This window comes from Winogradskyella wichelsiae, from assembly GCF_013403925.1.
Lineage (GTDB): Bacteria > Bacteroidota > Bacteroidia > Flavobacteriales > Flavobacteriaceae > Winogradskyella > Winogradskyella wichelsiae.
In genome coordinates this window covers 85,192-109,985 of the sequence record NZ_JABFDJ010000007.1, presented here as the reverse complement: position 1 = coordinate 109,985, position 24,794 = coordinate 85,192, and the positions used below count along the sequence as shown (strand labels likewise).

The 24,794-nt window shown below is 31.9% G+C and carries 25 protein-coding genes; 8 read left to right on the top strand and 17 right to left on the bottom strand.

The genetic code is table 11. The features are described 5' to 3' along the window. The 11 genes from HM985_RS14335 to HM985_RS14285 all read right to left on the bottom strand — a co-directional run bounded on the left by HM985_RS14335 (position 1) and on the right by HM985_RS14285 (position 11,552). Positions 1–1,896, bottom strand: a complete 1,896-nt coding sequence (locus HM985_RS14335) for an AMP-binding protein (protein WP_173589260.1) — start codon at positions 1,894–1,896, stop codon at positions 1–3. Then, the gene (locus HM985_RS14330) at positions 1,893–2,117 is read right to left on the bottom strand and encodes a hypothetical protein (protein WP_173589259.1); all 225 of its coding nucleotides are present in this window, start codon (positions 2,115–2,117) and stop codon (positions 1,893–1,895) included. The genes HM985_RS14335 and HM985_RS14330 overlap by 4 nt, the downstream gene beginning before the upstream one ends. Positions 2,118–2,190: 73 nt before the next feature. Further along, on the bottom strand, positions 2,191–2,556 hold the full coding sequence (locus HM985_RS14325; RefSeq protein ID WP_173589258.1) for a response regulator: 366 nt from the start codon (positions 2,554–2,556) through the stop codon (positions 2,191–2,193). A gap of 16 nt (positions 2,557–2,572) precedes the next feature. Beyond that, a complete protein-coding gene (locus HM985_RS14320) occupies positions 2,573–5,260 on the bottom strand; it encodes a sensor histidine kinase (protein ID WP_179376909.1) in 2,688 nt (895 codons plus the stop codon). Then, on the bottom strand, positions 5,253–5,447 hold the full coding sequence (locus HM985_RS14315) for a hypothetical protein (protein ID WP_173589256.1): 195 nt from the start codon (positions 5,445–5,447) through the stop codon (positions 5,253–5,255). The genes HM985_RS14320 and HM985_RS14315 overlap by 8 nt, the downstream gene beginning before the upstream one ends. A 135-nt stretch (positions 5,448–5,582) precedes the next feature. Next, positions 5,583–7,349, bottom strand: coding sequence for a sodium:solute symporter family protein (locus HM985_RS14310; RefSeq protein WP_179376908.1), 1,767 nt, complete (start codon positions 7,347–7,349; stop codon positions 5,583–5,585). Between the two features lie 31 nt (positions 7,350–7,380). Then, positions 7,381–7,641 carry a DUF4212 domain-containing protein gene (locus HM985_RS14305; RefSeq protein WP_173589254.1) on the bottom strand — a complete coding sequence of 87 codons (261 nt, stop codon included), beginning with the start codon at positions 7,639–7,641 and terminating at the stop codon, positions 7,381–7,383. Positions 7,642–7,654: 13 nt separating this feature from the next. Beyond that, positions 7,655–8,902, bottom strand: a complete 1,248-nt coding sequence (locus HM985_RS14300) for a hypothetical protein (RefSeq protein ID WP_179376907.1) — start codon at positions 8,900–8,902, stop codon at positions 7,655–7,657. A 109-nt stretch (positions 8,903–9,011) separates the two neighbouring features. Next, a complete protein-coding gene (locus HM985_RS14295) occupies positions 9,012–9,431 on the bottom strand; it encodes an IS1/IS1595 family N-terminal zinc-binding domain-containing protein (RefSeq protein ID WP_179376906.1) in 420 nt (139 codons plus the stop codon). Positions 9,432–9,623: 192 nt separating this feature from the next. After that, entirely contained in the window at positions 9,624–9,983 is a 360-nt protein-coding gene (locus HM985_RS14290; protein WP_179335107.1) for a DUF779 domain-containing protein, read from the bottom strand. A gap of 69 nt (positions 9,984–10,052) precedes the next feature. Continuing rightward, positions 10,053–11,552, bottom strand: a complete 1,500-nt coding sequence (locus tag HM985_RS14285; RefSeq protein WP_179376905.1) for an aldehyde dehydrogenase family protein — start codon at positions 11,550–11,552, stop codon at positions 10,053–10,055. Positions 11,553–11,723: 171 nt separating this feature from the next. Here HM985_RS14285 and HM985_RS14280 point away from each other — a divergent pair, with 171 nt between their 5' ends. Continuing rightward, a complete protein-coding gene (locus tag HM985_RS14280) occupies positions 11,724–12,638 on the top strand; it encodes an AraC family transcriptional regulator (protein WP_179376904.1) in 915 nt (304 codons plus the stop codon). A gap of 6 nt (positions 12,639–12,644) precedes the next feature. Here the strand turns inward: HM985_RS14280 and HM985_RS14275 are convergent, their stop codons facing one another. Further along, positions 12,645–14,021 carry an alanine/glycine:cation symporter family protein gene (locus HM985_RS14275; protein WP_179376903.1) on the bottom strand — a complete coding sequence of 459 codons (1,377 nt, stop codon included), beginning with the start codon at positions 14,019–14,021 and terminating at the stop codon, positions 12,645–12,647. A gap of 295 nt (positions 14,022–14,316) precedes the next feature. Between HM985_RS14275 and HM985_RS14270 the strand changes: the two genes are divergently transcribed. From HM985_RS14270 to HM985_RS14255, 4 genes are all read left to right on the top strand, one after another. Then, positions 14,317–15,258: a mechanosensitive ion channel family protein gene (locus HM985_RS14270; RefSeq protein WP_179376902.1), complete on the top strand. Its 942-nt coding sequence runs from the start codon at positions 14,317–14,319 to the stop codon at positions 15,256–15,258. Positions 15,259–15,357: 99 nt separating this feature from the next. Then, positions 15,358–16,446, top strand: coding sequence for a heparan-alpha-glucosaminide N-acetyltransferase domain-containing protein (locus tag HM985_RS14265; protein WP_179376901.1), 1,089 nt, complete (start codon positions 15,358–15,360; stop codon positions 16,444–16,446). Positions 16,447–16,489: 43 nt separating this feature from the next. Next, positions 16,490–16,942: a hypothetical protein gene (locus HM985_RS14260; protein WP_179376900.1), complete on the top strand. Its 453-nt coding sequence runs from the start codon at positions 16,490–16,492 to the stop codon at positions 16,940–16,942. A gap of 132 nt (positions 16,943–17,074) precedes the next feature. Then, positions 17,075–17,548 (top strand): nuclear transport factor 2 family protein, encoded by a 474-nt coding sequence (locus HM985_RS14255; protein ID WP_179376899.1) that lies wholly within the window; start codon positions 17,075–17,077, stop codon positions 17,546–17,548. Positions 17,549–17,590: 42 nt separating this feature from the next. Here the strand turns inward: HM985_RS14255 and HM985_RS14250 are convergent, their stop codons facing one another. From HM985_RS14250 to HM985_RS14230, 5 genes are all read right to left on the bottom strand, one after another. Further along, positions 17,591–18,145 carry a 1-acyl-sn-glycerol-3-phosphate acyltransferase gene (locus HM985_RS14250; RefSeq protein WP_179376898.1) on the bottom strand — a complete coding sequence of 185 codons (555 nt, stop codon included), beginning with the start codon at positions 18,143–18,145 and terminating at the stop codon, positions 17,591–17,593. Between the two features lie 107 nt (positions 18,146–18,252). Beyond that, on the bottom strand, positions 18,253–19,335 hold the full coding sequence (locus HM985_RS14245) for an iron-containing alcohol dehydrogenase family protein (protein ID WP_179376897.1): 1,083 nt from the start codon (positions 19,333–19,335) through the stop codon (positions 18,253–18,255). 165 nt (positions 19,336–19,500) lie between these two features. After that, positions 19,501–20,214 carry an HAD family hydrolase gene (locus tag HM985_RS14240; RefSeq protein ID WP_179376896.1) on the bottom strand — a complete coding sequence of 238 codons (714 nt, stop codon included), beginning with the start codon at positions 20,212–20,214 and terminating at the stop codon, positions 19,501–19,503. Beyond that, entirely contained in the window at positions 20,205–20,933 is a 729-nt protein-coding gene (gene kdsB / locus HM985_RS14235) for a 3-deoxy-manno-octulosonate cytidylyltransferase (protein WP_246285024.1), read from the bottom strand. The genes HM985_RS14240 and kdsB overlap by 10 nt, the downstream gene beginning before the upstream one ends. A gap of 144 nt (positions 20,934–21,077) precedes the next feature. Beyond that, the gene (locus tag HM985_RS14230; protein WP_179376895.1) at positions 21,078–22,517 is read right to left on the bottom strand and encodes an ATP-dependent DNA helicase; all 1,440 of its coding nucleotides are present in this window, start codon (positions 22,515–22,517) and stop codon (positions 21,078–21,080) included. 156 nt (positions 22,518–22,673) lie between these two features. Between HM985_RS14230 and HM985_RS14225 the strand changes: the two genes are divergently transcribed. Genes HM985_RS14225 through HM985_RS14215 form a run of 3 tightly spaced genes read left to right on the top strand, consistent with a single transcriptional unit; the run spans position 22,674 to position 24,749 of the window. After that, entirely contained in the window at positions 22,674–23,399 is a 726-nt protein-coding gene (locus HM985_RS14225) for a hypothetical protein (protein ID WP_179376894.1), read from the top strand. A gap of 1 nt (position 23,400) precedes the next feature. Further along, positions 23,401–24,216 carry a DUF3822 family protein gene (locus tag HM985_RS14220; RefSeq protein WP_179376893.1) on the top strand — a complete coding sequence of 272 codons (816 nt, stop codon included), beginning with the start codon at positions 23,401–23,403 and terminating at the stop codon, positions 24,214–24,216. Beyond that, positions 24,207–24,749 (top strand): RsmD family RNA methyltransferase, encoded by a 543-nt coding sequence (locus HM985_RS14215; RefSeq protein WP_179376892.1) that lies wholly within the window; start codon positions 24,207–24,209, stop codon positions 24,747–24,749. The genes HM985_RS14220 and HM985_RS14215 overlap by 10 nt, the downstream gene beginning before the upstream one ends. Positions 24,750–24,794 lie beyond the last annotated feature (45 nt).

Genomic DNA, 24,794 nt, shown 5'->3' with positions numbered 1-24,794 from the left:
CTAACTATGAATCCCTATTTTATGTATTTGATATACTGCTTTTATTTCATCTACAATAGCAACATCATCAATGGTTGATGGTATATTAAATTCTAGGTCATCAGCGATATTCCGCAATAATTTACGTAATGTTTTACCGCTTCTTGTTTTTGGTAAACGCTGTACAACAAGTACTTGTCTAAAAGATGCCACTGCTCCTATTTCTCGTCTAACGTCTTTTATTATTTCCTTTTGTGTTTGTTCTGCTTCATAAACTTTATCTGTTTTTAAAACCACTAAACCTAAAGGCTTTTGTCCCTTTAATTCACAATGCACACCAAATACAGCGCATTCTGCAACCGCTTTATGTGAAAATACAATCTCTTCCATTTCTGCAGTAGATAAACGATGTCCGGCAACATTTATAATATCATCTACACGCCCCGTTATAAATACGTAACCATCTTCATCTTTATAACCGCCATCTCCAGAAAAATAATACCCAGGAAAACGATTTAAATACCCAAACTTAAAACGATCAGGGTTCCCCCAAAGATTGCTTAGCGTTCCTGGTGGCAATGGTAGTTTTAATGCCACATAACCTTCTACACTAGATTGGACTTCTTCACCTTCTTCATTTAATATTTGAATATCATAACCACATACCGATAAACCTGCTGATCCTTCTTTTATAGGTTGAATAGCTACACCTACCATATTAGCTAGCATAGGCCACCCACTTTCGGTTTGCCACCAATGGTCAATAACAGGAATATTTAATTTTTCTTCTGCCCAATTTAAAGTAGCCACATCACAACGTTCACCTGCTAGAAATAAATATTTTAAGCTAGATAAATCGTATGGTTTTAATAAACGACCTGTTGGATCTTCTTTTTTAATTGCTCTTATGGCTGTTGGTGCCGTAAACATCGCTTTCACTTTATTTTCATCTATTACACGCCAAAAAGTAGAAGCATCTGGTGTTCTAATCGGTTTACCTTCAAAAACAATAGTTGTATTTCTATTTAATAATGGTCCGTAAGCAATAAAACTATGCCCCACAACCCAACCAACATCACTTGCTGCCCAAAAGGTTTCACCTTCATCTACACCATAAATATATTTCATAGAGAACTTAAGCGCGGTTGCATATCCGCCTGTATCTCTAATAATTCCTTTAGGTGTTCCCGTTGTTCCTGATGTATACAATACATAAGAAGGATGTGTTGATGCTACCGCTACTGCTTCTATAGATGGTGATTTTTCAACTAAAGTTGTATAATCTATATCATAATCTTTCTCTGGGATTTCAACCCCGAGTTCCCGATCAAAAACAATAACATGTTTAGGTTTATTTACGGCCTTTACAATGGCTTCATCTACAAAAGGCTTATAAGGAATAATCTTTTCGATTTCTACACCATTAGATGCTGTAATAATAGCTTTGGGTTTACAATCGTCAATACGAATGGCCAACTCATGAGGTGCAAATCCACCAAAAACAACAGAATGAATAACTCCAAGTCTTGCACAAGCTAACATTGCATAAATAGCTTGAGGAATCATAGGCATATAAATAATACAAGTATCTCCCTTTGTAAGTCCTAAGTTTTGTAAACCACCGGCTAATTTTGAAACTTCGTGATGTAACTCATTAAATGTAATTTGCTGCTTTGTATTAGTAACAGGTGAATCATAGATTAAGGCTTTTTGCGCTCCATAACCATCCTTAACATGCTTATCTATACACAAATAACTGAGATTCAACGCTCCATCTTCAAACCATTGATTATAATCATATTGATCTTTAGACAAAATAGTTTTAGGTGATTTAAACCAATCTATATTGCTCGCTTGATTTTTCCAAAATTGCTCTGGGTTCTGTATACTTTCGTTATAAAATTCTTGGTATTTCATGACTTTGCTTTTTTAGAGTTAAGCAAGCCAAACCAATTAGGATTGAGTATTTTGAGTTTTATAAGTACCCAAATAATCACCAAGAAACAAATCCCCATAACTATAGAAAGCATAGGTGTTACATTGGCAATGTTTTCGTATTTAAACCTTATAAAAAGCGTTGCAATTGCATAGATACTTATAATTATATCTGACGCTAATGGGTTAATGTGAAACTTCATGTCTTTAAATTTTAATTAAACTTAGTTTGTTTGCACACAAAACCAATTTCAAATAAGATTTAACAGACTGTTTCTAAGTCACAAGTTCCTGAATTTCAGAAACTATTTTTTTTACTGAAAAGGGTTTAGTTAAATATTTATCGGCTCCGAGACTTAGTCCCTTTTCAACGTCTGAAGCTTTATTCTTTGCGGTTAAAAACACGACTTTAATGTGTTTTAAACTCTCTGTTTCTTTTATAAATGTTAAGGTTTGATACCCATCTACATTTGGCATCATAATATCTAACAAAACAACGTTAGGCGTATGATGTTTTAATATTTCTAAAGCCTCACTTCCATCTCTTGCAATAAACACTTCAAAACCTTGTTTTTTGAAGGTGTACTCTAACGACATCACAATATTTGGTTCATCGTCAACAATTAAAATCTTCTTCTTCATACTTTAGGGTATCAATTTACTCAAAAGGTATTGTAAAAACAAGCGTTGCACCATTTTTTATGTCTTTTTTGGCCCAAATTTTCCCTTTATGCTTTTCTACTATTTGTTTTGTAATCGCTAAACCTAACCCACTACCTTCTGGTTTTCTTGTATTTTGATTTTTAGATTGGTAAAATTTATCGAAAATATAAATAAAATCTTCTTCCGGAATTCCTTTTCCATTATCTGCTACTGAGATTTCAACGACTTGGTTACCGATCTTATAATCGACTATAATTTTTCCTGTTTTTGTTTCGCAAAATTTAATAGCATTAGATAATAAATTGGTCAACACTTGAAGAATACGGTCTTCATCATAGTTAATTACAAAAGGATGCATATTGTTATTTACAATTAAAACTTCTTTTTTTGCTGCAATTTGAGAAACACTAGCAATAGCTTTACCAATTGTTTTTTGAATATCTTGTGGTTGTAAGTCTAAATGCAAACCACCTGTTTCTAATTTTTCAAAATCTAGAATATTATTGATTAAGCGCCCTAAACGATCCGAATCTTGTAAAATATTCTTTAAAAATTGGGCTTTAATTTCTTTAGGCATTTCCTCATCATCTAGAATGACTTCGGCTGCTGCACGAATTCCTGTTATTGGCGTTTTTAACTCATGGGCGACAGTATCTAAAAATTCATCTTTTTGCTTGTCTTTATCTATCAACTCTTCATTAGCTTCTTTCAATTGAGATGTTAATTGAGATAACTCATTCGACTTTTCTAGAAGTACTTTATTGCTAACTATGTTCTCTTTAGATTCCTCTAAAATCTTTAAAACCTCAACCAAACTAATCTGCTCTTCCTTAACCACACTTGCAATTAATATTTTTGCTGATGCAGAACCAATACTTCCTGTTAAGAGTTTTTCTGAAAAATTAATTAAACGTGCATCTGCCAACTGTGTATCTTGAGATAATTTATACTTTGTGAAAAATATTTTTAAAGCACGAGTCGCTCTTTTTTCACCTAAAAATCGTGCTAAAACATTTTTAATATCTGCCACATAAGCTTCACCTTTCCAAACCAAGGCATTATCCTGAAGATTTGTAAAGTTTTTACTATCTACAAACATTTCAGCATAATTACGTTCTCTATAATTTCCTTTAGACATTAATGAAAACATTAAATAGCTAAACAAATTAAAGGTTATACTCCAGAAAAAAGCGTGAGCTGGTGGACTTAGAAAATCAATTCCAAATAAGGCATAGGGTTTTAAGGCTTCAATACCCAATAAGCCATATTGACGAAAATCGTCTGTACCTGTATAAGCTTCCAATGTAAACGGCAAAACCAAGGTGTATATAGCAACACAAAAACCGACTATCATTCCAATAATGGCGCCTTTTGAAGAGCCACGATTCCAATATAAACCTATAAAAAAAGATGGTGCTAACTGAGATATAATCACAAACGATATTAAACCTATGGAATACAGCGATAGTGCTTTTGAAAATATTACATAAAAGAAATATGCTGCGATAATGATGGTAAAAATAGAAACACGACGGATAGTCTTGATGTATTTTGAATTGCGTTCCGGTTGATTTTTTATGAATTTATCTAAGAACCCATACGGAATCACCAAGTTGTTACTCACCATAGTAGACAACGCCAAAGTAGACACTACAACCATAGAAATCACCGCTGAAAAACCACCTAAAAAAACTAGCGTTGCTAAAAAGGTATTGCCATGTTCTAAGGGCAATAATAGCGTATAGTATTCTGCATTTTCTGTGGACCCAAAAGTGAGTTTCCCTGCCCAAGCAATAAAGATGACAAAGATATTAAACAACAATAAATACAATGGAAATAACCAAATAGCCTTCTTAAGATGTTTTTCTCTGTTATTCTCTAAAACGGCAACTTGAAACTGTCTTGGTAATAAAAACACGACCATAAATGATAAAGCGATCATGAAGAACCAATTAAAACCATCCTCTACTTTACCAAGTGTAGTTAATTCTTTAAAGTTATCTGTTACAGAAATTTTCTCATAAATATCCGAAGTCCCATCAAACAAGTAGAATGTAATATACGTTCCTATAGCCAGAAAAAACAACAACTTCAACATCGACTCTAATGCCACTGTAGCAACAATACCTTTATGTTTTTCTGATGCATCTGTATTTTGAGTTCCAAAAAAAGCAGCGAATATGGCTAATAATAAAGCGATGTAAAATGTAGAATCGTCAATTACGGTGGTAGAAACATAACTATTATCTCCAGATATAATTTCGAAGGTTTCTGAGACGGCCTTCAACTGTAAAGAAATATAAGGCAAGGTACCAAAAAGACAAATCACAGTAACTAATGCACCTAAAAACCTATTATTTCCGTAACGTAAAGAAATAAAATCTGCAATAGATGAAATTTTATGTTGCTTAGAAATTCTTATAATTTTCCGAAGCACAACAATCCATAGAGGTGCAGCAATAACAGGCCCTAAATAGATTGGTAAAAAATGGATTCCGGAATTAGCGGCAATACCTAAGCTTCCATAATACGTCCATGCTGAACAATAAACCGCTAAAGACAAGGTGTAGACGTATGGATTATTTACCCATTTACTTTGTCGTTTCTTTTCAGCAAGAAAAGCAATGTAAAACAACATTGCTAAATAGATAATAATGATAATGATTACGGCGTAACTATTCATAATGGCGTTTTAAAACGATATATGAAATCACAATCGAAATCATCCAAAACGTAAATAACGAGAAGTATAGTGTTGGAATCCCGAAAATGGCGCCTTCAAAATTAAAAATGAGGACAAAGGGAATATTAAATACAAAAAACAAAGCTATTGATAACACAACTAGCTTTTGCTCGTGACGTTTTTTCATGAATTCGTAATTATTAATAGAAACAACTAAATATCTACTAATATAAGAAATCAGTATTACAAAAATTGCAATACTGATTCTCTAACTAAGTAAAATTAAAATAATGATATATAAAACTATATAAACATTAACTTTTTAATGGTCTTGTGCTTCTCCTGCTCCTGAAGGTATTCTGATACTTTCAACCATATCTTGAACCTCTTGAGGTGGTGCAACTGATAATCTTGAAATAACTACAGAAACTACAAAATTGACGCACATGGCAATAGTTCCAAAACCTTCAGGTGATGTTCCAAACCACCAATCTTCACTGGTTCCGCCTCCAAACATATCGAGTTTAAAGCGCATCATGTAATACATCATTAATGTAATACCAACAATCATACCTGCAATAGCACCTTCTTTATTCATTCGTTTATCAAAAATCCCTAAAATAATGGCAGGAAAAAAAGATGCGGCGGCAAGACCAAAGGCGAGCGCGACGACGGCGGCGACAAATCCTGGTGGATTAATCCCAAAGTAACCTGCAATTAAAATCGCTACAAAAATTGAAATTCTTGCTGCTGTTAATTCATTTTTATCAGAAATATCTGGTTTCAATTGTTTCTTAATTAAATCGTGAGAAACGGATGTAGAAATTACTAAAAGCAACCCTGCTGCTGTAGATAAAGCTGCTGCAAGTCCACCGGCTGCTACCAATCCAATGACCCAATTTGGTAAGTTAGCTATTTCAGGATTTGCTAATACCATGATATCTCTATCCACATATAATTCATTGACTTCACCGCTACTGTTAGCAACAATACGCTCACCATGTTCTCCCCTAGCATCTGTAAATTCTGGCTTACTACTAGACAATGCGTTTCCGGCAACATATTGAATTTTACCATCTCCATTTTTATCTGACCAAGCAATTAAGCCTGTATTCTCCCAGTTTTTAAACCAAACCGGAATTTCATCATAACGTTGGTTACTTACCGTTTCAATTAAATTAGTTCTAGAAAAAACGGCTACAGCAGGCGCTGTTGTATACAAAATAGCAATTAAGAATAATGCATATCCTGCAGATTTACGTGCATCTTTCACTTTAGGCACTGTAAAAAAGCGAACAATAACGTGAGGTAAACCAGCAGTACCAGCCATTAAAGCTAAAGTAATTGCAAATACATCCCAAGTACTTTTGGTTCCGCTTGTATATTCATGAAACCCTAATTCTGTATGTAAAGAATCTAATTTATCGAGAAGAAATGCTCCGCCTTCAACTTTACCACCCATTCCTATTTGAGGAATAATGTTTCCTGTCATTTGTAATGAAATAAAGAATGCTGGCACCATAAAGGCAAAAATCAAAACACAATATTGTGCCACTTGCGTGTATGTGATTCCTTTCATACCACCCAATAAGGCGAAAGCTAGTACCACTGTCATTCCTATAATCACACCAACAGTAATATCTACCTGTAAAAATTGAGAAAACACAATTCCAACACCACGCATTTGGCCTGCAACGTAAGTAAATGAAACGATTAACGCACAAATTACAGCCACCGTTCTTGCGGTGTTTGAATAGTAGCGATCTCCAATAAAATCGGGAACCGTAAACTTCCCAAACTTTCGTAAATAAGGCGCTAAAAGCAATGCTAAAAGCACGTAACCTCCGGTCCATCCCATAAGATAAACAGAGCCATCGTAACCTGCGAAGGAAATAATACCTGCCATACTTATAAAGGAGGCGGCACTCATCCAATCGGCAGCCGTTGCCATACCATTTGCTAATGGCGAAACACCTCCACCGGCAACATAAAATTCTTTAGTTGAGCCAGCTCTAGCCCAAATTGCGATTCCGAAATACAGCGCAAAAGTAATGCCGACTAATAACCAAGTCCATGTTTGTACACTCATAATATTTTTATTTAATGTTGTTAGTTAAGGCTTACTCGTCGTAACCGTATTTTTTATCTAGTTTGTTCATTAATCTTACATAAACGAATATTAATACCACGAATACATATATAGACCCTTGTTGCGCAAACCAAAATCCTAGTTTAAAACCACCTAGCTTAAATTGGTTTAATTCTTCTCTGAATAGAATGCCACACCCAAAGGATACTACAAACCATATTGTTAGAAGTATGGCTAAATACTTCACATTTTCTTTCCAGTACGCTGTAGCGTGATCCTGTTTATTACTCATAGTTTCTTAGTTTTTATAGGTAAATCATAGCTTGAAGCGAAATAGTACTAGTGTCTACCGATCCAAAGCTTTGATTCATGTATTCTAAAGTTAATTTTGAATTATGCCCACTCATATAAGCATTGATACCAACACCTAATGTTGATCTGTTATCATCAACAGCATCATAACTATGTGTTCCGTAACTTAAATAAGGTTGAAATCTTGTTTTTAATTTATCACCATTGAGAACATAACCTACATGACCATAAAGCATACTTCCTGTTCCATAAGCACTGTAGAGATAGTTTTTTCCATAGTCACTATTTTGATACACGGCATACGCTGTAATTGCACTTCCATTTTCACCAATTGGTGTATCATAAAAAGCATCGACTGCAAAGATGGATACATCTTCACCTTCAAGATTTGGAGATAAAGCAGTGCCTGTATCAATTACAGAACCTTCAGGATGTAAAAAGAAACCTGCACCAATATTGAATACTTTTTTCTCACCTAAGTATGTTCCAACTTTATAAGGCAAAAAGTTTGACTCTTGATCTAAAAAATGATAATCGAAATAACCAGCATAGGTTTTTCCTGCGGCTTTAGAACCTAAATTAGAGCGACCATTATAAACGGCATCACCACCTGCAACAGCTGTACGACTATCTAAAGAAAATACAGATGCATCATTAACTGCAACGCGATATTGTAATTTATTGAATTTCCCTTTCATAAACACACCTAAATGTCTTGCAAATTGATCTGATAAACCAATAGTTGCCCATGACTGACGGTTGTTATCTAGCGTCATGATATTAAGTGTACTTTGATTGTTTAATCTAGAAATACCATTGAAATAATGTAATCCTCCACCAACAGTATGATTTTCGCCTACATTATATTGCGCCCAAACATCGTGAAAGAACAGTTGAGAACCATCTCCTTTTCCGGTTGGACTTAACGTAGAACTTGTTAAACTATTTAATCCAAAATGAGTTAAAATTAAAAAGTCCTTGTTAATTTGAGCGAACATTAAAACTCTAGCACGGCGTAAATTAAAGTTTAATTTACTGTTTTCGTTTCCGTTACCATCAAAGGTTTCATCTGTATTGTAATTGGCTTGGACTTGTGCCCAAGAAATGAGACGAAGATATTTAGAGCCATCTTCGTTGAATTTGAATTTAAGTCCACCAGAATAATCTGGCGAGCCTTGAGCAATCATAAATTGAAAGAACATGATAAACAGTCCTATCAATACAAAAGTTTGATTCTTCATTGTTTAAAAAGATTAGTTAGTACTTAAAATTAGTTTTGTGTGCACCACTAAGCTCTTAAAAACATCTCTTTAATTCATATTTTATATACTAATTTGTTAAATTGATATACTAATCTTTAAAACGCTCCCATTTAATCAACATGAATTTGTCACCTAACTCAGTAACAATAACACCTGCACCTTTTATATTTTCTGTTTCAGAAAAATACCGACTAAGTTCATTAGCGTTTAATATTTTGTAAGTTGGGTGATAATTAGAGTTATAAGGACGTTTTATGTTATACTTTTTAACCCAATTCATTACACTTACGTGAGAAATACCAAGAATGCGCTCAATTTCTCGATAAGTGAGCCCTTCTAAATAAAGTTGCAGTGATTTATTAACATAGTAGTCATCTATCTTCTTTCCTATCTTATTAACTGTGAAATAATAATTACATTTTTTACACTTGTAACGCTGTCTTTTATTCACTATTCCGCTCTTAACATACTGATCACTACTGCAATTTGGACACAAACCTATTGTCATATATAGTTATTTAGCATAAATATATCAAATTAGCAACATATACAATAATGAATAGTTAAAATATTTTATTTTTGATAATTTAAAAAGAAAAAACATATCATATTCATGATAATTTTAAGTTAAATTACGAAAACACAAAAAAGCCTATATACTGAATATATAGGCTTTCTTAATCGTAAACTCTTTAGATTATTAAACTGTAGAATTAAAATGATTCTCCTCTTCTTCCGTTAATAATCGAGAATGAATTAAGAACCGAAGTCCTAATGGGATTTCTAATGAAAAACTAGATCCGCGTCCTTCTGTAACATCTACAGTAAGGTGTGTGTGCTTCCAATATTCAAACTGATCTTGGTTCATGTAGAAGTTTACACCTTCTACCTCACCTAAAAGCACATCACTTTCATCGAGATACATATCTCCTTTTTCAAAAATCATAGGTGCAGAACCATCACAACAACCTCCACTCTGATGAAAAATTAATTCACCATGCTTCGCTTTTAATTGCTTAATAATCTTTACTGCTTTATCTGTTATTTCTACTCGTTTCATATAATTATGATATTAAAAAAGGCTGAATTAAATGGTCTAATTCAGCCTTAATTTGCTATTAATACAATTCTAAAAGAACCCTAATTTATTCTTATCATAAGAGATTAACATGTTTTTAGTTTGTCTGTAATGACTCATCATCATAAGGTGATTTTCTCTACCAAATCCAGATTTTTTATAACCACCAAATGGTGCATGTGCTGGATAAGCATGGTAGCAATTTACCCAAACACGACCTGCTTTTATAGCTCTTGGTATTTGATATAACTGGTGTGCATCTCTCGTCCATACGCCTGCTCCAAGTCCATACATGGTATCATTAGCAATTTCTAAAGCTTCAGCTTCATCTTTAAATTTAGTCACACAAACGACTGGTCCAAAAATTTCTTCTTGAAAAACACGCATTTTGTTATGACCTTCTAATATGGTTGGCTTAATGTAGAATCCATTTGCTAAATCTCCCTCTAATTTATTAGCCTCACCACCTGTTAATACTTTTGCTCCTTCATCTTTTCCAATTTTAAAATACGATTGTATTTTTTCATACTGATCGTTAGACGCTTGCGCACCAACCTGCGTGTTTGCATCATAAGGATTATCCTGAATAATTGCATTTGTTCTTGCCACTACACGCTCCATAAAAGCATCATAAATATCTTCTTGCACTAAAATTCTTGAAGGACAGGTACAAACCTCACCTTTATTAAAGGCAAATAAAACAGCACCTTCAATTGCTTTGTCTAAAAACGCATCATCTTCATCCATTACGCTATTAAAGAATATGTTTGGAGACTTCCCACCTAATTCCATTGTCACTGGGTTTAGATTTTTTGACGCATACTGCATAATTAATTGTCCTGTAGTAGTTTCACCTGTAAAGGCTACTTTATCTATTTTAGAACTTGATGCTAATGGTTTTCCTGCTTCCGGACCAAAACCATGAACCACATTAAGTACACCTGGAGGAAAAACCTCTGCAATTTTCTCCATTAATAAGGTTGCAGACGATGGAGTTTGTTCTGCTGGTTTTAACACCACACAGTTTCCTGTTGCTAATGCTGGAGGTAATTTCCATGACAACATTAATAACGGAAAGTTCCATGGAATAATCTGACCAATTACACCTAATGGCTCCTTAATATTCATGGATAAGGTATTCTGATCTAATTCTGTTGCGCTTCCTTCTTCTGCTCTAATGCATGCTGCAAAATAACGCCAATGATCTACTGCCAGTGGAATATCTGCATTCAGCGTTTCGCGGATTGGTTTTCCATTATCACAAGTTTCTACAATGGCAAACTCTTCTAAATTTGCTTCTATAATATCGGCTACTTTATTTAAAAGTGTAGCACGTTCTGTTGCTGATGTATTTCCCCAGGCTTCTTTAGCTGCATTTGCTGCATCAACCGCATTTTCTACATCTTCTTTTTGTGACCTTGGATATTTTGCGATTATACTTCCATCTATAGGAGATGTGTTTTCAAAGTAATCTCCACCTACAGGTGGCACAAATTTTCCATTTATAAAATTGGAATACTTCTCTTTAAATTTTGGTTTAGAATAGCTCATACCTTAATACGTTTTGTTGTTAATTATATATTTATTTAGTATAAAAATTATCTATACTTTATTTTTGATAAGTTATTTTATCATATCTTAAATATCTTGAACATATCCGTTATAATTTTGAACATATCTCTTATTAACAATTTTTAAGACTTTTTTTTTGTAATATTGATAATGAGCAACTTATTAGCGCGACATAAAAGCCATAGGAAACTAACTACTTTAGTAGAAAATAGAACGACCTATAATGCCGAATATGCCGAGCTTAATATTTATGAAACACATGCTATGGCTGAGAAAGTGTCTTTAACTTTCGACTTTCCTATTATTGCGAGTATGCTCACTGGAAAAAAAGTAATGCACTTGGATGGTTTTGATTCTTTTGATTTTTTCCCTGGAGAATCTGTTGTAATGCCAACTAATAAAGAAATGATTATTGATTTCCCCATCGCCACAAAAAATAAGCCTACGCAATGTTTGGCTTTAGGAATTGATGCTTTTAAAATTTTAGAGGTTGTAGAAAAATTCAACCATAATGTAGCTATAGAAAATGAAAATAACACATGGGATTTAGACAAAACAACATCGCACCTTATCAATAATATAGATGTCAATCACTTATTAGAGCGTTTAACCTACACCTTTACTAATAGTAATAAATCTAAAGATGTGTTATTAGATTTAATGATTCAAGAGTTAATTGTAAGATTACTTCAAACCAAAGCCAAATCTCTTATTACTAATGACACTCATATTTTTAATGACACAAGAATAGGAACTGTTATTAAGTTTATTAAAGATAATTTAACCAATAAAGATATCTCAGTAGATCAATTGGCCAACAAGGCTCACATGAGTGCTTCTCATTTTCATAAGCAGTTTAAAAATACTTTAGGCATTTCACCTATTGACTATATTAATTCAGAAAAAATTAAATTTTCTAAGAAACTTATTAAATCATCTCAAAATTTAAGAATGTCAGAAATAGCTTTTCAATCTGGCTTTAATAATACAAGTTACTTCAACAGACAATTCAAAAAAATGGAAATGATGACTCCTCAGCAATTTAAAGCTTCGATTAATAAATAATTTTAATTATTCTTCCTTCATTCGTTTAATATAACTTTTTAGCTCTTTTGTTACTTTCGGCGCTAAAATTAATGTTGCTAACATTGTTGGTATAGCCATTAAAGCGAAGACTCCGTCTATAAGATTAATCATCATGCTTAAACTAGTGGTTGCCCCAATCAGAATACTTAAAATATAGAAATAGTTATAATAGTGTTTTTTATCTGCACCAAAAAGAAAGGACATACATTTTGTACCATAATAAGAATATGAAAATAATGAGCTCATACTAAAAACGGCTATACATAGTAATAGTAGATATTTACCATAGTTTGGCATAACATCTGCAAAGGCCGAGGCTGTGAGACTCACTCCATTATCGGAAGTGGTTTCCCAAACACCAGTTACTAAAATAGCTAAAGCTGTAAGTGTACAAACAATTAAAGTATCAATCGCAGGCCCAAGCATTGCCACTAAACCTTCACGAATAGGCTCATCTGTTTTGGCTGCACCATGTGCCATTGGTGCTGTACCAATTCCGGCTTCATTAGAAAACGCTCCACGTTTTATTCCATGAAGAATTAAAGCACCTAAAACACCTCCTAAAAAAGTATCACCTTTTGGATAATAATTAGCAGCAAAGGCATCTGTAAATATGAGTTTTAAATAGTATAACAAGACGTCACTATGAGCCACAAGAATTATAATAACCAACACAAAATATAAAGTCACCATACTAGGAACTAAACGAGAAGCCACGGTACCAATACGTTTTATACCACCGAGAATTACTAAAGACGTAATACTAATTAATAAGACACCAATAATTAGATTAGATTTTAAACCAACCTCTACTCCATTAGGAATTAACAAAATATCATTTAATGCTTGTGTTAATTGGTTGACATTAAAAACAGGCAGAGCACCAATAAGACCACAGAGACTAAAAAACACAGCTAAAGGTTTCCAAGATTTACCTAAACCTTCTGTAATAAAATACATTGGCCCTCCTTGAATTTCGCCAGCGCTATCTTTACCGCGAAACATAATAGCTAAAGTTGATGTAAAAAACTTTGTAGACATACCTACCACAGCGCTAATCCACATCCAAAAAACAGCCCCTGGACCGCCTACAGAAATAGCTACTGCCACACCAGCAATATTACCCATACCAACGGTTGCAGACAATGCCGTACTTAAAGCTTGAAAATGGGATATTTCTCCAGGATCATTTGGGTCGTCATATTTTCCGCGAAGAATATTTAATGCGTGACCTAAATACCGAAATGGTGCAAAATGCGACCGAATAAGTAAATATAAGCCTCCACCAATTAATAAAATTAGCAAGGGCAAACCCCAAGCTAATGATGAAAAGTCACTGAGTAGTTCGTTTAAAAATTTCATAGATGATAAATGTAGTAAACGGTTTTAATTTTATGAGTCTTCAGTTGCTAATATTTGTAAAAAAAGCACCGACTTTAATAATTAGGGCAAACTTTTTTAAAATGAAAAGCATATTTAGATGAAATTAAATTTTCATTAGTAAACAATCCTCTAGATTGTAATATATTCAATTATAAGTTTTTTTATTTTCAAAAAACACAAAAAAGATATAGATATACAGATTTGTAGCGGTTTTACTTGCATTTCCATTATAAACCGAATATATTAAACGAGACACTTAAGTCCCTTTTACACTATGAAAAGATCCATTCAATTGACTATTTGCCTCTTATTAATTCTAATATTTTTTAATATTGAAGGTATTATCAACTATATCAATTCACTTTCAAATTTTAAAAATTATGAAAGCTCATTGTTAGTTCCACAAAAACATAATCTCTTAATTATATGCTTCGCTTGGTTATTAATAATTTTCCTAAAAAAAGGTAAAGCACTCTTCCTTAAACGTTATGATATTTCTGCTGAAGACAATCTTAAAGCCAGAAAGATGTATACGCAAATAAATCTGCTCGAAAAAATCATCATATTTATTATTGGGCTATTAGCTATAGGGTTTATTTTACTCTCTTTTGATAGCATTAAAAAAATTGGATATGGAATTTTTGCTTCAGCTGGTTTAGCAGGAATAATTATTGGGTTATCTGCTCAGAAAGTCGTTGGTGCTTTGTTAGCAGGTATTCAAATTGCATTTACACAACCTTTTAGAATAGACGACGCCGTAGTTGTAGAAAATGAATGGGGATGGATTGAAGAAATTAATTTAACCTATGTTGTAATTCGATTGTGGGATAAAAGACGACTTGTGCTACCTTCTACCTATTTTTTAGAAAATCCTTTTCAAAATTGGACCAGAAACTCTGCTGATATCATTGGCTCTGTTTTTATACATACTGATTACCGCGTTTCATTTGATGAGCTACGTACCGAATTAACTCATATTTTAGAAAATACACCTTTATGGGATAACCAAGTTAATGTTTTGCAAGTCACTGATTCTAAAGAAACCTCTGTTGAAATTAGAATTTTAGTTAGTGCAAAAAACTCACCAACAGCTTGGGATTTAAGAGTTCATGTACGTGAAAAAATGATAGTGTTTATTCAAAAAAATTATCCGGAAAGTTTGCCTAGAACCAGAGTTTATATAGAAGACTCTAAACCTAATTCTAATAAATCTTAAATTAAAAAATTTTAAATTTATAGTTGATCAACCAAATATGCTCAATAATATTTTATTCCAATTGTAAAATAGTACATTTGCCCACCAATCAACCTTAATTTGAGTACCAATCGTCTATATTTTATTGATGCTGTAAGAGCATTTGCCATCTTAATGATGCTTCAAGGTCATTTTATTGATACACTTTTAGAAGTTTCTTATAGAGATCATAGTTATACTGCTTATAGAGTATGGGAATACTTTAGAGGTATTACAGCGCCTACATTTTTTACAATTTCGGGATTGATATTCTCTTATTTATTAATAAGAGCTAAGCAAAAAGGTGACATTAAACAACGTATTCACAAAGGTCTGAGCAGAGGACTAATGTTAATTGGAATTGGTTATTTGCTTCGTGCACCTGTTTTTGAATGGTTAATAGGAAAATTTAACAATTACTTTTTAGTTGTAGATGTATTGCAATGCATAGGATTATCGCTTATATTAATTGTAATTATTTACAGACTTGTTTTAAAAAAAACATTATTATTTTCTATAATGATGCTAATTTTGGGATTAGTTATATTCATTTTAGAACCACTATATAGACATTTAGAGCTACCACAAATACCTTTAGTCATTTCAAATTATTTAAGTAAAGCCAACGGTTCAATCTTTAACATTATTCCTTGGTTTGGTTATGTAGCCTTTGGTGCTTTCATTTCAACTTTATTTTACCGCTACGTAGAGCGACCAAAATTTAAATTAGCTATCGTATCTAGCTTTTTTATAGTAGGAATATTGCTTATTCATTTCTCATCGATTTTATTTATGTTGATTTATGACATTTTTGAAATATCAATATTTAAAGATATTGCCCTTTATAACTATCTATTTATTAGATTAGGAAATGTTCTAGTTATTTTTTCTATATTCTATTTGGCTGAAAACTATGTTAAGCAACCTCTTATTCTAAAAATAGGACAAAAGACATTATCTATTTACGTTATTCACTTTATAATTATATATGGTAGTTTTACAGGGCTAGGTTTAAATCAACTTATTGGGCGCACATTAGAACCATGGCAAGCCATTATTGGTGCTATAATTTTTCTTACTGTTGTTTGTATTATTTCTTTTTATTACGGAAAAACTAATGGCTTTGTGTATTCTAAGATTCAAAAACTAATGGATAGGATAAAAAACTAGTCCGATAAAATTCATTATTTTAGTTTCATAAAAAATCACGATTTTGAAAACATACCAAACAATTACTTTGATTTTAATATTTTGCTTTTTCTCTTGCAACCGCCTTGCTAATAAAACCAAAGAAGGTATTAACAAAGGAGGAGAAGTTGTTGGAGAAACGGCTACAGAATTTTTTGATGGTGTTTCTGAAGGTGTAGATAAGACTTTAGATTGTAAAGTAGAACTCTCTAAAACGCTAAAAATAAAAGGTTTAAAAACTGGAGCTTACGACATTAATAGCCAATCTAATGATAAGAAAAACAAACTTACTTTATACTTTATTTTTGAAGAAAATTTTAAAGACAATGTAACTGCTAAAGTATATAATACATCTGGATTAGAAATTGGTAGAGCTACTACAGGTATCATTGGAGCAAAAGGCAGTGCTAGTTATTTTGATTTTCTATTTGACGAGCGTACAGATATAGGTTTTAGAAATAAAATTACTATTGAATAAAAAAAGTCGCCTCAATATGAGACGACCTTTTCTTTTTCATAGCAATTAAATCCCATTCGATACAAGAATTAGAATTAACAACACCATACTTACGTATTTTTACAACAATCGGTTTTATAAATTAATTATCTCATGAAGAATATCTTAGAAACATTTTACACCGCATTAAGCGATTGCGATGGGCAAACTATGGCTTCTTGCTATCATGATGATGTTATTTTTGAAGATCCCGCTTTTGGTATTCTAAAAGGAGAACGCGCCAAAGCAATGTGGCTGATGTTGTGTGAATCTCAAAGTGGAGACAACTTTAATGTATCGTTTTCAGAAATAGAAACTACAGAAAATATAGGTTCTGCACATTGGGAAGCAAAATATCTTTTTAGTCAAACAGGTCGAAAGGTTCACAATAAGATTGATGCGTCATTTGAATTCAAAAATGGCTTAATTATTAAACACACAGATACATTTAATCTTCATAAATGGGCAAAACAAGCCATGGGAATTAAAGGAATCTTTTTTGGTGGTATGCAGTTCTTTAAAAATAAACTTCAAGCTCAAACCAATTCGCTTTTAGATAAATATATTGAGAAGAAAAAGCTACCTTAATAGATAGCTTTTTATAATATGTGTTTTGTCAAAAGATTTTAATTAATCGTAACTATATTCTTTTACCTTACCTTCTACTCCTTTAAAAAATAATTTCATTGCTACAAAATCAGCTTCCATGTCGTCCGTTGGATAAAAAGGTTCTGATATTTTATTCTGTTTATTTTTGAAATCCATTGTAAACATTATAATAGGAACATTAGCTTTTTTAGCAATATAATAAAACCCTGTTTTCCAATCTTTTACTTTTTTTCTAGTGCCTTCAGGTGCTAAAGTAAGTCTAAACTCATCAGTTGATTCAAAGAGTTTAGCGATAGCTTCTACTTTATTTTGCCCTGATGTTCTATCTAAAGAACGGCCACCAACAGCTCTAAAATAATAACCTAATGGCCAAATAAATAATTCTTTTTTTCCAACAAAATTAGTTTTAACATCTGCTATTTTTCTAAGTAAAACACCAATATAAAAATCGTGCCAACTGGTATGCGGCACAGCTATTATAATTGATTTTTTAACAGTGTCCTTAGAGAAGTTGGTATTACCAACAACTTTCCAGCCCAATAATTTAAAATATATAAATTTTGCTAACCAGCGCATTTAGAGCTATGTGTTAAGTTAATTGTTTAAATTTAGAAATAAAAGAACTTATCGTTTTGTATTTAAATCTTCTTTAAAAAATAAAATTATCTAAACACTTATTTGGATTACATCTTTTTATAAAGATCTAATAGCTTTTGCCTTGTAATTATAGTTTTCCAGTTTTTACCTATAGCATTTTCCCAAAGTGGTTCTAAACTAAGTGCAACATCAATCATTTTATCAAATTGATCTTCATCTAAATTTGTACAGATACCTTGAGGTATTTGAATATTGTGCTTCGCTTTCATCTGTTTAAAAATAGCGACACCTTCTGGATAATATTCTTCTAAATGATCAAAAACAATACAATTACCTACTCCATGCTTTATGCCTAATAAATAGCCTAAACCATAACTCATGGCGTGTGCAACACCTACCTGAGAATAAGCAATACTCATACCTCCATGCCAAGATGCCATCATTAGTTTATCTTGAGACTCTTCTCTACTAAGTGTATCTTCTAAAAAGATCTCTTTACATAATTCTAATGCTTTTTCACCATAACTTTGACTAAATGCATTTAAGTAAGTACCGGTTAAAGACTCTATACAATGTATATAACAGTCCATCCCTGTAAAAAACCATTGATCTTTTGGCACATCTTTAGTCAATTCGGGGTCTAAAATAACCTGATCAAAAGGTGTATAATCACTATTTATCCCTAATTTTCTTACAGGACCTGTTAAAATTGTCGTTCTAGAAACTTCAGCACCAGTTCCTGAAAGCGTAGGAATACCAACATGATACAATGACGGTTGTTTAATTAAATCCCATCCTTGGTAATCTTTAGACTCACCTTTATTGGTAAGCATTAAAGATACCGCTTTAGAAATATCTAAAACAATACCTCCACCGATTCCAATTATTCCAGATGGTAATTCACTATACTCTAAAATAAGATCTTCTACCAACTTATCAATTTGATCCGTTGAGGGTTCCTTTGATGTTGGAACATAGATAATTTTATCCTTATAGGACAGTTTTATTCTAGAGGTTAACCAATGATTGCCTTTAAAAACATCATCGACGTAATATATAAATGGTGCATTGATTCCGTTGCGCTTTGTCGCTAGAATTTCCTCGAGTTGATTGAAGCTTCCTCGTCCAAAAACAACTCTGGACACCATTGGATAATTTTTGAATTTCATTTACTTTTTATCTTTAACAAAAATAAGAACTTTGCTTAATTATTAGTATTGAACTCTCTTAAATTTTTATAATTTAATATTTATTTTGAAGTTAATTCCTACTTGAATTTATCATTTAAAAAAATAATTATTTGATAAACAAGCATTTATTAAGCTTCATCATATTTAATTGAGTGTATTAAAACAACTTAACACACCCGTTAGGTTTTTTACTGTTTTATAATCAGAATCATTCGCTTCTTTTTTAGTTACTTGCTCATGTTGCCAAGTTGTATGAAAAGGGACATGTATAGCCTGAGAACCAATCTTTACTAAGGGTAAAATATCTGATTTTAAAGAATTACCAATCATTAAAAATGACTCTGGGTCAATATCTAATCGTTTTAGTAATTGCCTGTAATTATTATCGTGCTTTTCACTTAATACTTCGATATGATGAAAATACTTTAACAGTCCCGATTTTTCTAATTTTCGTTCTTGATCTAATAAATCACCTTTGGTTGCAACAATTAATTTATAATCTTTAGAAAGTTCCTTAAGTACATCTTCTACTCCTTCTAACAACTCAATAGGTTTATTAATCATCTCTTTACCTATCTCTAAAATCTTTCCAATTACATCATTCGAAACCGTATTATTAGATAATTCTAGGGCTAATTCTATCATTGAAAGAATAAAACCTTTTACACCGTAACCGTAAGTTGGTAGGTTTTTTATTTCAATTTTAAAAAGTTCTTGATCTATTTTATTAGGTGTTTCAAAATGCGATAGTAATAGACCTACTTCTTCTTCAGCATCTCTAAAGTAAGTTTCATTTACCCAAAGTGTATCATCTGCATCGAAGCCTATAACTTTTATGTTTTTGTAATCTACTTCCATAGAAGCTTTGCTTTTTCTAAATCTTCTGGCGTATCAATCTCCACACCTTCAATTTCAGTTTCTACCATTTTAATACGCTTACCGTATTCTAAATATCTGATGCATTCAATTTTTTCTGAAGCTTCTAAGAATTTCATTGGCAAAACTGTGAATTCTAATAATGCTTCTTTTCTAAAAGCATAAATTCCTTTATGTTTAAAGTATCTAGCGTTTACTTCTTTATCTCTAGGATATGGAATTGGACTTCGTGAAAAATACAGTGCAAAATTCTCTTGATCTACAATGACTTTTACAGAGTTAGGATTATTTATTTCATCCCAATCTTTAATTTCCACCATTAGTGAAGCTAAGTCAATTTCTTTCTTTTCATCGTTTCTAAAAACATTTAGAACTTTAGCCAAGCTTTCTCCTTCTGTAAACGGCTCGTCTCCTTGTACATTAACAACAATATCGCAATCAATGTTAGCAACAGCCTCTGCTATTCTATCACTACCAGATTCATGCTCTTTTAAGCTCATAATGGCTTTACCTCCATTATTGACAATCTCATCATAAATAATATCACTATCCGTAACCACATAGACTTCACTAAATAATTTAGTAGCCACTGTAGCTTCATAAGTTCTAAGAATGACGGATTTTCCGGCTAAATTCTGCATTAGTTTACCGGGAAAACGCGACGCACTATAACGTGCAGGAATCATGGATATAATTTTCATCTATGTAATTTGTGTCATGAAAGTATTCAAGTTCAAAAGTAAGATTTTAAAGCTAATTCTATTCAATTTCGTCTTAACTTTTATAGCGTTTAACGAAAAATAAGACTTACAACAGTCAATTAACAGTGCAAGAAAGATATACTTTTAATAGTCGTTTTTCTCAACAAACATTTCATCTTTAAAACCTATTAAGTAAAGTTTTCCCTTTGCTCTAGTGATTGCTGTGTATAACCAACGAATGTAATCTCTATCCATACCATTTGGTAAATAAGGTTGCTCTACAAAAATAGTATTCCATTGTCCACCTTGTGATTTATGACATGTAATAGCGTAAGAAAATTTGACCTGCAAGGCATTAAAAAACTTATTATTCTTTACTCCTAAAAAACGTTTGTACTTTGTTTCATCTTCATAATCCTTAGAAACTTCTTGGTATAATCTGTTTGATTCTTCGTAACTCAATGATGCACTTTCTACATCAATAGTATCTAAGATTAATACGGTTTCAAATGGTTCCATATTAGGATAATCTACCATTCTAATTTTCACTTCTGCAAACCGAAAACCATACAATTCTTTAATACTAAATATTTCAAGAATTTCAATAATATCACCATTAGCAATAAACCCGGCTTCAGTATTTGGTTTAATCCAGAAATAATTATTTTTAACCACCATTAAATAATCACCCGATGACAATTCGGTTTCATTAAATAGAATACGTTGACGTATTTGTTGGTTGTACATATTAGCTCGTTTGTTACTCCGTACAATTATAGCTGTCTCTTCGTAACCATCTTCACTATATGCATCATTAATGGCGTCCATTATTTCGTAACCATCAATTAAACGCACACTATCTGTAAAACCATTTAAATCAAACTTAAAACTCTCATAGAAATTAGAATCTAAAACAGCTCTCAATTCTGTTGCATTACTTAAAATACCAGAATCTTGTTCTTGCCTTACAACTTCATCCAATTCTAAACCAATAACATCTTTATTATAGTTTAGGCTAAGTCTATTTTCATCTAATGCTGGACTTAAATCTGATTTTACAGGTGGCAATTGCGCCTTATCACCTATTAATAATAGTTTACAATCTTGTCCTGAATACACGTAAGACATTAGATCATCTAGTAAAGAACTACTTTCAAAAGATTGTGAATCTGAAGGTGTATCAGGAATCATTGAAGCTTCATCTACAATAAATATTGTATTTCGGTGCTTATTAGGTTGTATTACAAAATTAACACCACCTCCTTTATCCTTTTTAGGAAAATATATTTTTTTATGAATTGTAAAGGCTTCTTTTTTCGAATAATTTGAAATAACCTTAGCAGCTCTTCCTGTGGGAGCTAATAATACTGCACTTTTTTTGACCTGCCATAAATTAGAAACAACCGTACCAATAATACTTGTTTTACCTGTACCTGCGTAACCTTTAAGTAGATAGATTGAATTTTTATTAGAATCAAATATAAATTGAGACAATTGCATCAATACCATATCTTGCTTAGACGTTGGTGCAAAAGGGAATTTAGATTTTAGAAGCGAGTAAAATGCGGATGCATTAGAAATCATATGGGAATATAAATATAGAGCAAGATAGCATTATTCTCTATTTTTAGCGCCCATATTTCATTAAGTTCGTTATTTTTTATGTTTTTTATTTTAGATAGTTTTTAGCAACAAAAAAAAATTGTAGATTTGCGTAAGACCTAATAAATAAAAACTAATATGAACGTAATTATTGCAATTGTAGTTATTATAATATTAACCATCGGAATAGTATGGTTAATTGATAAATTTGTACCGAAAAAAATAAAACCTGTATTAAACATCTTACTTTGGGTCTTAATTATTTTCTTAGGCTATACTACTTACATGTCTGTTTACAGAGAGATTGAATTTAATGAACTGAAGCAGAAACGTTTTGCTGTTGTTATTGATCGTCTAATTGATATTAGAGATTCTCAATTAGCTTATAAAGATGTTAATGGATCTTATACCGATAGCTTTGATAAATTAATTAATTTTGTTGAAACTGGTAAAGTTCCAATCACACAAAGACGTGATACTTTAGTTTTAGATGAAGAAAGAACTAAGGCTTTTGGAGGTGTAGAAACAATGAAGACATTGACACTTATTGATACTTTAAGCTATTATTCGGTTAAAGATTCTTTATTTAATGGAAGTGACCGTTATAAAAAAATGATGAATGTTGGAATTGGAAAAGAAGGTGCTAAATTTACATTAAAAGCAGGTAAAATTGATGAATTCCCTGTTTTTGAAGCAAGTATAGACAAGTCAGTTATTTTAGATGGACAAGAGCCTTACTTAATTGAAAAAGAAAAGCAAGTAATGTCAGTAGATGGTGTTAACGGACCTGCTTTAACAGTTGGTTCTATGGATGAAGTATTCACTAAAGGAAACTGGCCAAAAAGTTATACAAATAAAGAATAGTTTGAAAATAAACGATATTAAAGAACTGTCCATTCAAATTAATTTGAATGGGCTTTCTTTTTGTATTCTAAACAAAACTCAAAATACTATTGAGTTTCTCAAAGCAATTCCGTTTGGTCAAAAACTAACTCCAAATGAAGTCTTAAATCATTTAAAAGCAGAGTTAAGTAATAATATTGTCTTTTCAGAAGATTTTAATGCTGTTTTGGTTATTCATCAAAATGAATTATCCACTTTAGTTCCAGAACAACTTTATGATCCTAATCATAAAACGGATTATCTAAAATTCAACTCTAAAATATTAAGAAACGATTTTATTACAGAAGATGATATTGCTGTAAATAAAAGTGTTAATGTTTATGTGCCTTATGTAAACATCAATAATTATATTTTTGAAACCTTTGGTGAGTTTGTTTACAAACATTCATCAAGTATCTTTATTGATTCCGTTTTACAAAATATAGAACCTAGAGAAACACCTACTGTTTACATTAATGTTAATCTAAATTCAGTCGAAGTATTAGTAATAGACAATAATAAACTTCAACTCTTTAATGTTTTTGAATATTATAGTAAAGAAGATTTTCTCTATTATATTTTATTTGTTTTCGAGCAATTAAAACTAGATACAGAAACAACTTTAGTTGAGTTAAGTGGTTTTATAAAACAAGACGATGCTATTTATCAAGCATTATACACTTATATTAGACATGTAAGTTTCACAGATAAAGACTACAAATATTTAATAAACGCTAACATAAACAAACAACACTTATATCAGTATTATTTAATTTTAAATTCCCTTGAATGCGTATAATTTCCGGATTATTTAAAGGCAGACGTATAACGGCTCCTAAAAAATTACCAGTAAGACCAACTACAGATATGGCTAAAGAAGCCTTATTCAACATTATTAATAATCAGTATTACTTTGATGATATTTCTGTTTTAGATCTTTTTTCTGGTACTGGTAATATAAGTTATGAGTTTGCTTCGAGAGGAACAGATAAAATCACCTCTGTAGATGCGCATTTTGGTTGCATTAAGTTTATTAACGAAACTGCAGAAGATTTTGAAATGAACATTACCACAATAAAAAGTGATGTATTTAAGTTTCTAGAAAAATCGAAACAAAAACATACCATTATATTTGCAGATCCACCGTACGATTTTGATGTAGAAGCCTTTTCTAAGATTCCGGAATTAGTTTTTCAGAATGATTTACTTGAAGATGAAGGTATCTTAATTGTAGAGCACTCTAAACATACCGATATAAGTCATTTAAAAAATTATGCATACTCAAAAAGTTACGGAGGTAATGTGTTTAGCTTTTTTGAATATAAATCTTAATGTTTGCATTACAAAAAAAACAAAGCTTCATGTAAAAAAACATGA

Excerpts from the sequence above, each read along its gene's own strand:
- HM985_RS14335 (WP_173589260.1), bottom strand. The coding sequence starts at position 1,896 with ATGAAATACCAAGAATTTTATAACGAAAGTATACAGAACCCAGAGCAA.
- HM985_RS14330 (WP_173589259.1), bottom strand. The coding sequence starts at position 2,117 with ATGAAGTTTCACATTAACCCATTAGCGTCAGATATAATTATAAGTATC.
- HM985_RS14325 (WP_173589258.1), bottom strand. The coding sequence starts at position 2,556 with ATGAAGAAGAAGATTTTAATTGTTGACGATGAACCAAATATTGTGATG.
- HM985_RS14320 (WP_179376909.1), bottom strand. The coding sequence starts at position 5,260 with ATGAATAGTTACGCCGTAATCATTATCATTATTATCTATTTAGCAATG.
- HM985_RS14315 (WP_173589256.1), bottom strand. The coding sequence starts at position 5,447 with ATGAAAAAACGTCACGAGCAAAAGCTAGTTGTGTTATCAATAGCTTTG.
- HM985_RS14310 (WP_179376908.1), bottom strand. The coding sequence starts at position 7,349 with ATGAGTGTACAAACATGGACTTGGTTATTAGTCGGCATTACTTTTGCG.
- HM985_RS14305 (WP_173589254.1), bottom strand. The coding sequence starts at position 7,641 with ATGAGTAATAAACAGGATCACGCTACAGCGTACTGGAAAGAAAATGTG.
- HM985_RS14300 (WP_179376907.1), bottom strand. The coding sequence starts at position 8,902 with ATGAAGAATCAAACTTTTGTATTGATAGGACTGTTTATCATGTTCTTT.
- HM985_RS14295 (WP_179376906.1), bottom strand. The coding sequence starts at position 9,431 with ATGACAATAGGTTTGTGTCCAAATTGCAGTAGTGATCAGTATGTTAAG.
- HM985_RS14290 (WP_179335107.1), bottom strand. The coding sequence starts at position 9,983 with ATGAAACGAGTAGAAATAACAGATAAAGCAGTAAAGATTATTAAGCAA.
- HM985_RS14285 (WP_179376905.1), bottom strand. The coding sequence starts at position 11,552 with ATGAGCTATTCTAAACCAAAATTTAAAGAGAAGTATTCCAATTTTATA.
- HM985_RS14280 (WP_179376904.1), top strand. The coding sequence starts at position 11,724 with ATGAGCAACTTATTAGCGCGACATAAAAGCCATAGGAAACTAACTACT.
- HM985_RS14275 (WP_179376903.1), bottom strand. The coding sequence starts at position 14,021 with ATGAAATTTTTAAACGAACTACTCAGTGACTTTTCATCATTAGCTTGG.
- HM985_RS14270 (WP_179376902.1), top strand. The coding sequence starts at position 14,317 with ATGAAAAGATCCATTCAATTGACTATTTGCCTCTTATTAATTCTAATA.
- HM985_RS14255 (WP_179376899.1), top strand. The coding sequence starts at position 17,075 with ATGAAGAATATCTTAGAAACATTTTACACCGCATTAAGCGATTGCGAT.
- HM985_RS14250 (WP_179376898.1), bottom strand. The coding sequence starts at position 18,145 with ATGCGCTGGTTAGCAAAATTTATATATTTTAAATTATTGGGCTGGAAA.
- HM985_RS14245 (WP_179376897.1), bottom strand. The coding sequence starts at position 19,335 with ATGAAATTCAAAAATTATCCAATGGTGTCCAGAGTTGTTTTTGGACGA.
- HM985_RS14240 (WP_179376896.1), bottom strand. The coding sequence starts at position 20,214 with ATGGAAGTAGATTACAAAAACATAAAAGTTATAGGCTTCGATGCAGAT.
- kdsB (WP_246285024.1), bottom strand. The coding sequence starts at position 20,933 with ATGAAAATTATATCCATGATTCCTGCACGTTATAGTGCGTCGCGTTTT.
- HM985_RS14230 (WP_179376895.1), bottom strand. The coding sequence starts at position 22,517 with ATGATTTCTAATGCATCCGCATTTTACTCGCTTCTAAAATCTAAATTC.
- HM985_RS14225 (WP_179376894.1), top strand. The coding sequence starts at position 22,674 with ATGAACGTAATTATTGCAATTGTAGTTATTATAATATTAACCATCGGA.
- HM985_RS14215 (WP_179376892.1), top strand. The coding sequence starts at position 24,207 with ATGCGTATAATTTCCGGATTATTTAAAGGCAGACGTATAACGGCTCCT.